Source organism: Streptococcus sp. HMSC067H01 (genome assembly GCF_001814775.1).
Lineage (GTDB): Bacteria > Bacillota > Bacilli > Lactobacillales > Streptococcaceae > Streptococcus.
The window spans coordinates 1,571-14,925 of record NZ_KV817781.1; the positions used below are offsets into that span (position 1 = coordinate 1,571).

The window sequence follows — 13,355 nt, forward strand, 5'->3', positions numbered from 1 at the left end:
CCTGCTCCTTCAAACGTTACCGTTTGTTTAGTTGCTTTCTTCACATCATTTGCGATTGGTACGTAGATGATTGGGGTGTTGCCACCTGGATCTGTTGGAAGATTTGGAAGCTCCTTACCTGGTTCTACTGGTCTACCTGGTTCACCTGGTTTGCTTGGATAGTTTGGATCTGGCAAGTATGGTTTGTAGCCTGGTACATTAGGCACAACTGGCTTACCTGGTTTGGTTGGATCCGTTGGATTATTTGGATACCTCACTTCTGGTGTTGATGGGAAGTTTGGATCATTTGGTGTCTCTGGTTTTGGAACCAAGTTTCCAAGTGGCTTGTAAGTGACAGTTTCTTCAAGATTTTCTTGAGTGACTGTCTTAGAAGCAACACTTCCTTTATCAGCGTAGTAACCTGTCAATCCTGGTGTTGGAACTGCATCATAGTTAGCCTTATTCGCTGTCCATGGTGCATCAGGGTTAAGAACTTTACCTGTAACTTTATCAAGATTTAAGGTACGTGTCCATTGTGCATTTTGAACATTGTCAGCTGGGGCAGTTGCCTTACCGTCTGATACCACATACTTAACAGTTGACGTTACATCTTTCTTCCATTGATCTGTCGCAGGGTAGTTTGGACTGTCTGGATCATTTGGATTGATTGGTTCTGTTGGTTTATGTGGGTTATTTGGTCCAACTGGAGTTTCATCGTGTGCTAACTTAACTACGAATTCTTGATCTGTTGATGCATCACTATCAAATTTCTTTTGACCTTCAGTTGCCTTTTTGAATCCATCTTCTACAAGTTTGTAACCCTTATTAACAAATTCAGCAATCTTAGCTTCAGTTGAGTAGTTAATTGCTTCACCTGATTTACCAGAGACTGCATCTTTTGCTAACTCCTTATCATTAGCGCTTGTATCAATGTATTTGATAATAGCTTTTTGTTCTGCCTTACGGTAGATAACAGGTGTATCAACTCCTGGGTTAGATGGAGTTACATTTGGAACTTCTGTCACATAACCTGGAATTACCGGAGTTAGAGTCTCGCCACCCTTAGTTGGATCTTGTGGATCGTTGTTGTACTGTGGAGTTGGTGCACTTGGAATTGGTGTATTGGTTTCATCAACTGGGATGATCTTACCAAGTGGTTTATAAGTAACCTTATCCGTAACTTCTGGTTGATCTGGAGTAACTGTCTTAGATCCAGCTTCCTTCTTATCGGCATAGTAACCTGTAACTACTGGAACTATTTCTTTCCCATAAGTGTGACTAGGTCGATCCCATGTTGTCGAACCATTTTTTTCTTTACCAGTAAAGGTGAAGTCGTTTTGAACTTTAGCAGTTGGAGTCTTATCACCTGCTCCTTCAAAGGTTACTGTTTGTTTAGTTGATTTCGTCACATCATTTTCTACTGGAGCAACCGCTTTATAGTAGTAAACAATTTCATTTGTTGCTGTTATAAATGGATTTTCTAAACGTTGTACATAAGGACGCTTATTAGCTGCAGTACCATTATACTCAGTTGTTTCACCTTTTCTTAGAGTTGTTTCATGAATCTTATTACCACTATAGTAGACTTCCGCCTTCATAGTTCCATCCATGTTCAGTAATGTATATTTAATCTCGAGGTTAGGTTGAGTTATTTTTGTAAAGCTATCACCCACTTGTTTCCAAGGAGAAATATATCCATTTGGTGCACCAACAATTTCTTTATCAACTAGTTCATATCCTTTCAGCTCTGCTGCAGTTGTATCAAAGCGCATACCCGTTAAACCATTAAGGGTATAGGAAGGAACCAATTCCTTTTTAGTATCTTTATCCTTAAAACTTACTGTAACTGAATTATTTGTAGGGATTAACCATCCATCTGCATAAAAAATACCTTGGCCTTGTTTAGTTGAAATTTCTGGACCGTTATACAAGATATTAAAATTGGCCGCCTGTTTAGAGGTCTTAGCAGTAACTGGCATATCACCAATAGAAATCGAATCAGCATTTCGATTAATCAGTATTTTCTGGTCACGCTTTTTATACTTATACACAAATTCACTTGAATTAGTATTTTTATCCATGATAATCTCTTGTTGCAACTCATTATTACGGTTATAAAATTCTAATTTCACAGTACCATCAGTCGTATATCCATTTGGTGTTCGATCTGACTTAGAAGATATAACCACATAACCATCAAACGAATTAACATAAGAGAACTGTGGATGTCTGCCTTGTTGATCCAACTGAACAAAAGTATACCAGCCATCACTACCATCATGATACTTAGTAGATTTATCATATCCATTCGGATGTGACGAGTCGCTTGAGGTATTTTCTTTCGGAGGTGTGATACTAACACCTCCCTCTTTTACTACTGCACTAGAATCAAGATCTCGACGAGTTCGTCTCAAAGATGCAGCAGTATCAGTAGATGTACTTCTATCTTCTAAATTAGCTTTATCTAGTTGATTAGCAACTTTTTCAAATGAATCTACTACAGCACCATCCACAACTGGATTTGTTGTTGACTCAGATGGCATTGGTTGAGTTTCCTTACTATTTTCTGGACTTTGAGATTCTTTTGAATCCATAGCTGGAATCACTGCAGGTGCTTCATAGGTTGATTCACTTTTCTGCTTTTCATTAAGTGAATCAGACTCGTTTTTTTCAATAATAGCCTGGTCTCCAGCTCCTTGTGAAGTGAGTTCATTAGCTGAAACAGCTCCGCTACCAAGAAACATCAATCCAGTTGCAATTGCAACTGAAGCAACTCCAAAACTGTACTTTCGAATACCAAAACGAGTATATTTCTCGGTTCGAAAATCAGCTTGTTGTCTTCTTTTAATTTTCATTAAATTGCCTCCTTCTTTTGATGTATGAAAAAACCATACACACCATAGCTAGTATATCAAATTATTTTCAAATATCAAAACATAATAGCACGAATTTTTATAAATAGTTGATAGAATGCAATTTATAATAAGATTATCTTTACACTTTTTAAATGTTCTTGTTTTCTTTGTCTGGAAATTTTCTAACATCAGATATTGGGTTTATTTTTTATCTTCTGTTAGAATAACAGAGTAATAACAATGTCAAATGATTAATATATATAAATACAATTAGAGACCCAGTTTATAAAAGTTGATTAAAGTAACGTGTCTTGATAATCTCTCAAAATAAATTTGTTTACTTATCATACATAGTTAATTGTTACTATTTATTTGAACCTATATTCTTAGTGATATTATTATTTAATTTTATAGAAATTATACACTCTAGCTGTTACAAGAAAGCTAGTTAATTTTTAGCTATCATTTATTTAGACTATTTTATTTCTTACACTCATACTATGAAAGTTTTTACCTAAAGACCACCCGCTTTACCTCTCATCAAAAAAAGCCCTTCGGATAAAATCCGAGGGGCTTAAAACGTTGTTAAATCAACGGCCGAACTTTTGATTTTCAAGGTTCGGGATAAAATAGTTCACTGAACTATTTTATTTTTTCAAGTTGTAGAATGATTTCAATCCACGGTATTCAGCTACTTCACCAAGTTGGTCTTCGATACGAAGCAATTGGTTGTATTTAGCGATACGGTCTGTACGTGAAAGTGAACCAGTCTTGATTTGACCTGCATTAGTTGCAACTGCGATATCAGCGATTGTTGAATCTTCAGTTTCACCCGAACGGTGTGATACAACAGCAGTGTAACCAGCTTCTTTAGCCATTTCGATAGCATCGAATGTCTCAGTAAGAGTACCGATTTGGTTAACTTTGATAAGGATTGAGTTAGCAGCGCCTTCAGCGATACCTCTTTCAAGGTAAGCAGTGTTTGTTACGAAGAAGTCGTCACCAACCAATTGAACTTTACCACCAAGACGTTCAGTAAGAGCTTTCCATCCATCCCAGTCGTTTTCGTCCATACCATCTTCGATAGTGATGATTGGGTATTTGTTTACCAATTCTTCAAGGTAGTCGATTTGTTCTGCAGAAGTACGAACAGCAGCGCCTTCACCTTCGAATTTAGTATAGTCGTATACTTTACGTTCTTTATCGTAGAATTCTGATGATGCACAGTCAAATCCGATAAATACGTCTTTACCTGGAACATAACCAGCAGCTTCGATAGCAGCAAGGATAGTTTCAACTCCGTCTTCAGTTCCTTCGAAACGAGGAGCGAATCCACCTTCGTCACCTACAGCTGTTTCAAGACCACGGCCTTTAAGGATTTTCTTAAGTGCGTGGAAGATTTCAGCACCCCAACGAAGAGCTTCTTTGAATGTTGGTGCACCAGCAGGTACGATCATGAATTCTTGGAAAGCGATTGGAGCATCTGAGTGAGAACCACCGTTGATGATGTTCATCATTGGAGTTGGAAGAACTTTAGTGTTAAATCCACCAAGGTAGCTGTAAAGTGGGATTTCAAGGTAGTCAGCAGCAGCACGAGCTACAGCGATAGACACACCAAGGATTGCGTTTGCACCCAATTTACCTTTGTTAGGAGTACCGTCAAGTGCGATCATAGCACGGTCGATAGCTTGTTGGTCACGTACATCGTAGCCGATGATTGCTTCAGCGATGATGTTGTTTACGTTGTCAACAGCTTTTTGTGTACCAAGACCACCGTAACGAGATTTGTCACCATCACGAAGTTCAACTGCTTCGTGTTCACCAGTAGAAGCTCCTGATGGAACCATACCACGTCCGAAAGCACCTGATTCAGTGTAAACTTCTACTTCAAGTGTTGGGTTACCGCGTGAGTCTAGGACTTCGCGAGCGTAAACATCAGTAATAATTGACATTTTTTACTCTCCTTATTGAGTTAAATTTTTTACACCTCTATGATACCTTAAAAAGACACCTTTTTCAAGGAAAAACGTTATCTTTGTGCAAATTTTCCTTAAGTTTATAAAGTAATCGCTTTCTTTTATCTGTTTTCTCCCTTATTTTATGATATACTATTTTTATGACTGATGTATCAAAACAAATCCTAGAAAAGGCTCATGGTGGGCTTAAACTAAATCCAGATGAACAGAGACGTTTTCTCGGCACTTTTGAGGAACGTGTCCTTGGCTATGCAGACCTAGAAACAGCTAATGATGATAATTTTTATAAGGGTTATGTATCTATTTTAGCTAGTCTAAAAAATGAAACTGAACCTCTGTTTGTCAAGATTTCTCCTCAAGTAGTATTTGAAAAACAGGTCTATTATTTAAAACAAGCCAAAGATGCTGACTGCCAAGCGACTATCGTTTCAGAAGATCACAATTCATCCCCTTTTGGCTTGATTATTCATAGTGATGCCCCTGTTCAAATAAATGAAAAAGACCTTAAAAAGGCCTTTCCAGACTTGTGGCAAGAGAAAGAGACCAAAGCTCCTACTTCTTTTTGGAAAAAGTGGTTTGGTTAATTCTTCTTCAAAGCTAAGATCTGACCAATGTTTGCCGCTGTATTTTCTAAATAGACTGTTGCCTTTTTCAGACTCTCTTCCAGTGGTTCACTTTTTTCTAAGATAGAAAAGGCTGCAACGAGATTTTCAAATGGTAAGGGTGGTAAATCCTCTGATAGACTCCCACAAATAGCAATAACTGGAACACCATTTGGTGTTCTTTTTGCTACTCCGATTGGAGCCTTACCAGATAAACTTTGAGAGTCTAACCTACCTTCACCAACGATGACAAGATCCGCATCCGCAACTTTCTGATCAAAACAGATTAGATCTAAACAAGTGTTAATACCAGATACAATTGTTGCTCCAGCAAAAGCACATAAGCCAGCTGCAATACCGCCGCCTGCTCCAGCTCCTTCCAGCTTTAAGATTTCAGGGGCAACTTTACGATAGAAGTTTTCAATAGCAGAATCAACTTCATGAAATTGAGTTGGATCTAATCCTTTTTGTTTCCCAAATGTGTAAGTGGCACCGTGTGGCCCACAGAGTGAATTTGTCACATCTGCTAAAATTTTAATTTGTACATCTGAAGGAATAGATATAACTTTCTCCTTTGAGATATCAGTAATTTCAAACAAGGATTGACCAGTAGCTAGAAGTTCATCCCCATTTTTGTCATAGAACTGGTAACCAAGTCCTGAAGCAATACCAATTCCACCATCGTTACTGGATGTACCACCGACTCCGATATAGATTTCTTTCATTCCTTGCTCTATTAAATGCAGAATCAGTTGACCAATCCCCTTTGTTTGAATCTTCAGGGGATTTCGTTTTTCAATGGGAATTTTAGCAAGCCCAACTAAATCGGCCACCTCGAACAGAGCAAGTTCTCCTCTTTGAACATAAGTCATTTGAACCTCATCTCCAAAGGGACCTGTCACTAAAGCAGTTTTTTCTACAAGACCAAGTGAATTTTTAATGGCATCCACTGTTCCTTCCCCTCCATCGCCAACAGGTAAAAGTAGAAACTCTGAATCGGGTAAGGATCTTTTCAAGCCTCCTTTAATCGTTTCTGCCACTTTATTTGCAGGGAGACTCTCTTTAAAAGAATCTGGTGCGATTACAATTTTCATACACTCTCCTTTCTAATCAAAATAAATCTATCAGCTTCAATACACTTGAGAAATCTCTTTCTTCAATTTGAAGGGGAATTTCCTCTCTCACTATTGCTTTGGCACAGAAGCCAATGCCGATTCCAGCTCTCTTTAACATTGCTAAATCATTAGCCCCATCTCCGATAGCTACGGTCCTCTCAATAGGAAGGTCTAGTTCTTCGGTCCATCTTATCAGTGTCTCTTCTTTGACTTCCCTAGTAATGATCTCTCCTTCAAGTTTTCCTGTCAAAAATCCATCCTTTACTTCAAGACGATTTGCAGCAATTAGCCTAATACCAATTTCAGTCGCCAGTCTTTCGACAATAGGTATAAATCCACCTGAAACTAGACCGACCTCAATATCATGTTTTTGAAGAATTTTAACGAACTCTTGAGCATTCTTGCTAAAATGAACCTGTGTATAAAGATGTTCAAATTTATCGACAGATAGTCCTTTTAATAAAGAAACACGTTTTCTCAGGCTTTCTTCAAAATCTAGTTCTCCCCTCATAGCTTGGGCAGTCAGTAGAGCTACTTCATTTTCACACTCTGCTTCTTTCCCTAACAAATCAATGACTTCCTCTTCGATTAGAGTACCATCCACATCCAGTACACAGAGCCCTCTAGCTTTATTCATATAACTTCCTTACTTTTTTCATTTCAAAAAAGAGGTTGGGACAAAAGATCCCGACCTCACTTTTTATTAGCAATCAAACTTTGACGCGGTTGCTGATTGAACTTTTTGTTCGTCTTTTAGACTCCAAAAAGCTCCTAATCATCCTCGCGGGGCTGGGACTATGAAATCGAGACTTTGTCTATCGATTTCTGTCCTACCGCCTTTTAACTATTTAATTTGCTAGGCTGTGGTACAAATCAAGATAGGACTTGCAGGCTGTATCCCAAGAGAAATCACATTCCATAGCCTGAACTTGCATGTTTTTCCAAACGTCAGTATGGTTGTGATAAACGTCAAAAGCGGTTTGCAATGCCCAGTTGAGCCAATATGGAGTTAGGTTATTAAAGCTAAAGCCTGTACCTGTTCCATCAATTGGATTAAAGGCTTGTACAGTATCTCTAAGACCACCTACCTCATTTACCAAAGGAAGGGTCCCATATCTCATGGCCATCATTTGTGAAAGCCCACAAGGTTCAAAACGACTTGGCATGAGGAAAATATCACATGCTGCATAAATCTCTTGAGCTAATTTCACATCGAAAGTAATATTGGCAGAAAGTTTTTCTGGGAACACTTGACTAAACCAAGAGAAGGCTTGTTCAAATCCTGGATCTCCAGTTCCCAAGAGGACGATTTGAATATCCTCTTGAAGCATACGATGCAAACTTTCAACTACTACATCAAAACCTTTTTGACGAGTTAAGCGAGATACAATACCAATCAATGGGACATCCGGACGAACAGGAAGACCAACTTTTTCTTGAAGTTTTGCTTTATTTTGCGCCTTTCCTGACAAATCAGTCTTATCAAAGTGGTAATCTAACAAGGCATCCGTTTGTGGATTGTAAATATCTGTATCAATACCATTCACAATACCTGAAACTTTACCAGACTCCATTCGTAGAATCTGATCAATACCGCAACCAAACTCTGTAGTCATAATCTCATAAGCATAGCTTGGCGACACAGTTGATACACGGTCTGCATAGAGAATCCCTGCCTTCATCCAGTTAAGGCAATCATTCCACCTCACAGTTCCATCAGCATAACGTTCGAAACCAACTCTAAACAAGTCCCAAAGCATACTTTCAGAAAATTGACCTTGAAACTCTAAATTATGAATGGTTAAAACTGTCTTAATACCTTGATATGCTTGAATCCATCTGTATTTTTCCTTCAACAAGAAAGGAATCATCGCTGTATGGTAGTCATGAGCATGAAGAACATCAGGGATAAATCCAATACGTTCCATAGCTTCAAGGGCAGCAAGTTGGAAGAAGGCAAAACGTTCACCATCATCGAAATCTCCGTAAACATGTCCACGGAAGAAATAATATTGATTGTCGATAAAGTAGAAGGTCACACCGTTTAAAACAGTTTTCTTAATTCCACAAAATTGTCTGCGCCAACCAACGTATACTTCGAATTGAAGAACATCTTCGATCTGATCACCAAACTTGGCTTCAACCATGTCATAGTAGGGTAAGATAACAGCAACTTCATGCCCAGCTTTTACTAATGATTTAGGAAGTGCTCCGATAACGTCTCCCAATCCACCTGTTTTTGAAAAGGGAGCACCCTCTGCTGCTACAAATAAAATTTTCATGAAAGGACATCCTCTGTTAGTTTTTCGCCTTTTTTGATGACAACAGGGTTTTCTGCTGTACCTCGAATGACAACTCCCTCAGCTACTTCAGCACCCTTATCAACGATTGCATACTCGACTTGTGCACCTTCACCAATGACAACACGAGGGAAAATAAGAGACTCTTTAACCAAGCTATCTTTATGAATTTGAACATTACGCGAAATAATAGATTTATCCACTTCACCTTCAATGATACTACCAGAAGCAAATTGAGATGTGTTCACTTTTGAACCTGATGCATAGTAGGTAGGTTCTTCGTTTTTAACTTTAGTATGAATTTTTTGATTTGGTGAGAACAAAGAGTAGAATTTATGCTGATCAAGCATATCTAGATTCGCTTGATAGTATGTTTCTACTGAATGAATATTTGCTAGGTAACCTGTATATTCATATGCAAAAGCACCTTCTTTTGCTGCCAAATCACGAAGAACATAGCGTAATTTTTCTGGATATTCTTTTTGAGCTTCTTCTTCTAAACGTTTAATCAACCATTGAGTGTCTACTACAAAGATATCTGTCGACATGTTGTAGTATTCTTGGTCTGATTTTTTATCAAAGAGTTTGTGAGAAAGCACATGGTCAGTTTCATCAATATCAAGGATTGCATTTACTTCTGAAATATCTTTCTTAGATAATTTCTTATAAACTACTGTAATCGGTGATTTTGTTGTATTATGCAAATGGAAAACTTGATTGAGATCGATATTCACTAAAACATCACAGTTCAATGATACTGTTTGGTCTGACCCTGAACGTTTTAAGTAAGTCAAAAGTTGTTGATAGTACTCTTTACCAACAGTGCTACTTTCTACACGAGTATTGTAGATTCCAAGATAGTAGTGGCTAAGCAACGTATTCAAGCCCCATTCACGTCCTGAACGAATATGGTCAAATACAGAGCTGATGTTATCTTGTTGGAAGATTCCAAAGATACTACGAACCCCAGCATTTGCTAAACTTGAAAGTGGGAAGTCAATCAAACGATACTTTCCTCCAAATGGCAAACTTGCCACTGGACGGTTACTTGTCAAGGTTGACATATCATGGAAACCAACGGTATTTCCTAAAATCGCTGAATATTTATCAATCTTCATCTGTTGCTACCCCCACTACTTCGTTATATCCGACTACTTGTACTTCTTCTGTACCATCAATTTCAACACCATCGGCAATAATTGCACCTTCACCGATGATTGCACGTGTAATTTTAGCACCTCTACCGATAACTGCTCCACTCATGATGACAGAATCAACAACTTCTGCTCCCTTACGAACTTGAGCAGTTGTAGAAAGAATAGAGTGTTTCACTGTACCATTTACGTAACAGCCGTCCACTACAAGAGAGTCTTCTACTTGAGCGAATTCTCCAAGGAAGTTTGGTGGAGCGATAAGGTTACGAGAATAAATTTTCCATTGACGGTTACGGCTATCTAGAGCATTCTCTGGAGAGATGTATTCCATATTTGCTTCCCAGAGTGATTCGATAGTACCAACGTCCTTCCAGTATCCATTGAACTCATAAGCATAGACACTTTCACCAGTTTCAAGATAGTTTGGAATAACGTTTTTACCGAAGTCAGACATATCTAGGTTAGCCTTTTCAGCAGCAACTAGCATGTTGCGAAGTCGTTTCCAGTCAAAGATATAAATCCCCATTGATGCCTTGGTTGATTTTGGTTGGGCAGGTTTTTCTTCGAATTCAACAATGCGATTATTAGCATCAGTATTCATGATACCAAAACGGCTAGCTTCTTTTAATGGTACATCCAAGACAGCAACTGTCAAGCTGGCATTATTGTCCTTGTGTGATTGGAGCATATCATCGTAGTCCATCTTGTAGATATGGTCACCCGAAAGAATCAAAACATACTCAGGATTGATGCTGTCGATATAGTCGATGTTTTGGTAAATGGCATGACTTGTACCTTCAAACCAACGGTTCCCCTCACTTGCAGAGTAGGGCTGAAGGATAGAAACTCCGGTGTCAATACCATCTAGACCCCAACTAGAACCATTACCAATGTGGCTATTGAGAGCTAGTGGTTGATACTGTGTGATAACCCCAACATTATGGATACCAGAGTTGGCACAGTTTGAAAGAGCGAAGTCAATGATACGGTAGCGCCCACCAAATTGCACGGCAGGTTTAGCAATGCTTTGAGTGAGTTTACCGAGACGAGTTCCTTGCCCACCAGCAAGGATTAAAGCTAGCATTTCATTCTTCATTTTCTACTCCTTTTTGAGTTTTATTAGCGACTTTCTTAGTAGGTTTTATGCGACGTTTGATTTTCCAAATACTTGCTCCCATAGCTGGCAAGGTGAAGGTCAAAGTCTGCTCATAATCCTTCCACAATCCTTCTTGAGTTTGAACAGTTTGGTTATGCTCTTTCCACACACCACCCCATTGTTCTAACTCTGTATTCCAAATTTCTTCATAAATACCTGCAACAGGAAGACCGATTGTGAAATCAGGTCGTTCAACCGGTGCCATATTGAAGACACAGACTAGCATCTCGCCTTTCTTGCCTTTTCGGATAAAGGAAAGAACACTCTGATCTCTGTTATCCGCATCAATAATTTCAATACCGTCATAGCTTGTATCAATTTCCCAAAGACAACGGTGGTCTTTATAAAGCTGATTCAACTGTGATGTAAAGTATTTCATCTTGGAATTCATCGGATCTTCTAGGTTAGACCACTCTAATTGCTCTTCGGATTTCCACTCTAGGAATTGACCAAACTCACTACCCATGAAGAGTAATTTCTTACCTGGGTGACAAATTTGATAAGTGTAGAGGTTTCTCAAACCAGCGAACTGATTGTAACGATCACCCCACATCTTATGCATCATACTTTTCTTACCATGTACAACCTCATCATGTGAGAATGGTAGGAGATAATTTTCATTAAAGACATACATGAAGCTGAAAGTTACAAGATTAAAGTCATACTTGCGGTAAATTGGATCTTCTTCGTAGAAACGTAGGATGTCATTCATCCAACCCATGTTCCACTTGTAGTCAAATCCAAGTCCACCCATTTCCTTCATACCAGTAATCTTAGTTCCTGAAGAAGATTCCTCTGCAATCATCATAACATCCGGATGAGCTAGCTTAATAACATCGTTCAAACGTTGAAGGAAATAATAGCCTTCATAGTTGAGATTACCACCGTCTTTATTTGGTGTCCATGGAGCATTGTCATAATCTAGATAGAGAATATTACTTACGGCATCAACACGAATACCATCTAGGTGATAGAAATCAATCCAGAACTTAATGCTTGAAATCAAGAAAGATTGTACTTCATTTTTACCTAAGTCAAAGTTGAGTGCTCCCCAACCGTAGTTGTTAGCCTTATTATGATCTTGGTATTCAAAAGTTGGTGTGCCATCATAGTATGCCAAAGCGTCATCATTGATTGTAAAGTGACCTGGCACCCAATCCACAATTACACCGATATTGTTGATGTGACACTCTTCAACGAAGTCTTGAAACTCTTCTGGACGACCATAGGCATGCTCTAAAGCAAAGTAGCCCATGAGCTGATAGCCCCAACTCAATCCAAGAGGATGAGACATCAAAGGCATAAACTCGATGTGAGTATAGTTCATCTCCACTAGATATGGGATAAGCTCCTCTTTTAGTTGAGCGAAACTATATGGTGTTCCATCAGGATTTCTCTTCCAAGAGCCTGCGTGCGCCTCATAGATGTTAACTGGTCTCTCGAAAAATCCCCAACGTTTTCTGCGAGCTAACCAAAGACCGTCCTTCCATTTTTTCTCAGGAATTTCTGTTAAAACAGCTCCTGTACCTGGACGAGCTTCAAAACGAACTGCCAAGGGATCAATTTTCATGAGTTGATGCCCATTAGCACGAGTAATATGATATTTATAAATATGTCCCTCTTGAGCTAAAGTGGTAAAAACTTCCCAAACTCCAGATTCATTACGAACCATGGGGATTTGATTTTCAATCCAGTTAGTAAAATCACCAACTAGATGGACAGCTTGCGCATTTGGAGCCCAGACACGAAAAGTATAGCCATACTCCCCATCTCTTTCCTCACGATGCGCTCCTAAATAGTGTTGAAGATGGAAATTTTCGCCACTGGTAAAAGTTCTTAAAGCTTCTAATTTATCCATTTAATCCCCCTTTTAATTGAAAGCGTTTTCTTGTTTTTTATTATACTACCTTTTAAGAGAAGTTTCAAGTAAATTACTATATTTTTAAAAATTATTTTGAAAATCTGAAAACAATTCTCTGATGCGTCCTGGGAAAATCATTTTAATTTTCTGATTTATCTTCACCTCTTTTCATTTTCTTACATTTTTATATAATAGTAACAAAATATTCGGATTTAAGCAATTTTTAGCCTGATATTTTTGAAAAATATATTGAAAATCCGTAAATATAGAGTTTATAACATTCAATTTAGGTTGCAACTATTCAGAAACCAAGAATTTCCCCCTAAAAAATGAGAGTGGGACAGAAATCGGTAATTC

9 protein-coding genes are annotated in these 13,355 nt (G+C 38.4%); 1 reads left to right on the forward strand and 8 read right to left on the reverse strand.

What is annotated here, in order from left to right:
- Together HMPREF2987_RS01410 and eno are read right to left on the reverse strand one after the other, a co-directional pair.
- Positions 1-2,834: mucin-binding protein (locus tag HMPREF2987_RS01410; protein ID WP_142995342.1), on the reverse strand; the 2,834-nt coding region annotated here is incomplete at its 3' end.
- Positions 2,835-3,481: 647 nt separating this feature from the next.
- Complete coding sequence (gene eno, locus HMPREF2987_RS01415; protein ID WP_049531791.1) at positions 3,482-4,786, reverse strand: surface-displayed alpha-enolase; 1,305 nt, start codon at positions 4,784-4,786, stop codon at positions 3,482-3,484.
- A gap of 164 nt (positions 4,787-4,950) precedes the next feature.
- Here eno and HMPREF2987_RS01420 point away from each other — a divergent pair, with 164 nt between their 5' ends.
- Positions 4,951-5,394, forward strand: coding sequence for a DUF1694 domain-containing protein (locus HMPREF2987_RS01420; RefSeq protein WP_075229011.1), 444 nt, complete (start codon positions 4,951-4,953; stop codon positions 5,392-5,394).
- On the opposite strand, the gene HMPREF2987_RS01425 is transcribed toward HMPREF2987_RS01420, so the two are convergent.
- The 6 genes from HMPREF2987_RS01425 to glgB form a co-directional block, all read right to left on the reverse strand.
- A complete protein-coding gene (locus HMPREF2987_RS01425) occupies positions 5,391-6,506 on the reverse strand; it encodes a glycerate kinase (protein ID WP_075229012.1) in 1,116 nt (371 codons plus the stop codon). The two genes, HMPREF2987_RS01420 and HMPREF2987_RS01425, sit on opposite strands and share 4 nt — an antisense overlap.
- A 16-nt stretch (positions 6,507-6,522) precedes the next feature.
- Entirely contained in the window at positions 6,523-7,164 is a 642-nt protein-coding gene (serB, locus tag HMPREF2987_RS01430) for a phosphoserine phosphatase SerB (RefSeq protein ID WP_075229013.1), read from the reverse strand.
- Between the two features lie 211 nt (positions 7,165-7,375).
- Positions 7,376-8,809, reverse strand: a complete 1,434-nt coding sequence (gene glgA, locus HMPREF2987_RS01435) for a glycogen synthase GlgA (protein ID WP_075229014.1) — start codon at positions 8,807-8,809, stop codon at positions 7,376-7,378.
- Positions 8,806-9,945 carry a glucose-1-phosphate adenylyltransferase subunit GlgD gene (gene glgD, locus HMPREF2987_RS01440; protein ID WP_075229015.1) on the reverse strand — a complete coding sequence of 380 codons (1,140 nt, stop codon included), beginning with the start codon at positions 9,943-9,945 and terminating at the stop codon, positions 8,806-8,808. Before glgD ends, glgA begins: the two co-directional genes overlap by 4 nt.
- Positions 9,935-11,077: a glucose-1-phosphate adenylyltransferase gene (locus HMPREF2987_RS01445; protein ID WP_049548463.1), complete on the reverse strand. Its 1,143-nt coding sequence runs from the start codon at positions 11,075-11,077 to the stop codon at positions 9,935-9,937. Before HMPREF2987_RS01445 ends, glgD begins: the two co-directional genes overlap by 11 nt.
- Positions 11,067-12,995, reverse strand: a complete 1,929-nt coding sequence (glgB, locus tag HMPREF2987_RS01450) for a 1,4-alpha-glucan branching protein GlgB (RefSeq protein WP_075229016.1) — start codon at positions 12,993-12,995, stop codon at positions 11,067-11,069. Before glgB ends, HMPREF2987_RS01445 begins: the two co-directional genes overlap by 11 nt.
- Between the last annotated feature and the right edge of the window lie 360 nt (positions 12,996-13,355).

Coding starts and splice junctions, on each gene's coding strand:
- eno (WP_049531791.1), bottom strand. CDS start 4,786: ATGTCAATTATTACTGATGTTTACGCTCGCGAAGTCCTAGACTCACGC.
- HMPREF2987_RS01420 (WP_075229011.1), top strand. CDS start 4,951: ATGACTGATGTATCAAAACAAATCCTAGAAAAGGCTCATGGTGGGCTT.
- HMPREF2987_RS01425 (WP_075229012.1), bottom strand. CDS start 6,506: ATGAAAATTGTAATCGCACCAGATTCTTTTAAAGAGAGTCTCCCTGCA.
- serB (WP_075229013.1), bottom strand. CDS start 7,164: ATGAATAAAGCTAGAGGGCTCTGTGTACTGGATGTGGATGGTACTCTA.
- glgA (WP_075229014.1), bottom strand. CDS start 8,809: ATGAAAATTTTATTTGTAGCAGCAGAGGGTGCTCCCTTTTCAAAAACA.
- glgD (WP_075229015.1), bottom strand. CDS start 9,945: ATGAAGATTGATAAATATTCAGCGATTTTAGGAAATACCGTTGGTTTC.
- HMPREF2987_RS01445 (WP_049548463.1), bottom strand. CDS start 11,077: ATGAAGAATGAAATGCTAGCTTTAATCCTTGCTGGTGGGCAAGGAACT.
- glgB (WP_075229016.1), bottom strand. CDS start 12,995: ATGGATAAATTAGAAGCTTTAAGAACTTTTACCAGTGGCGAAAATTTC.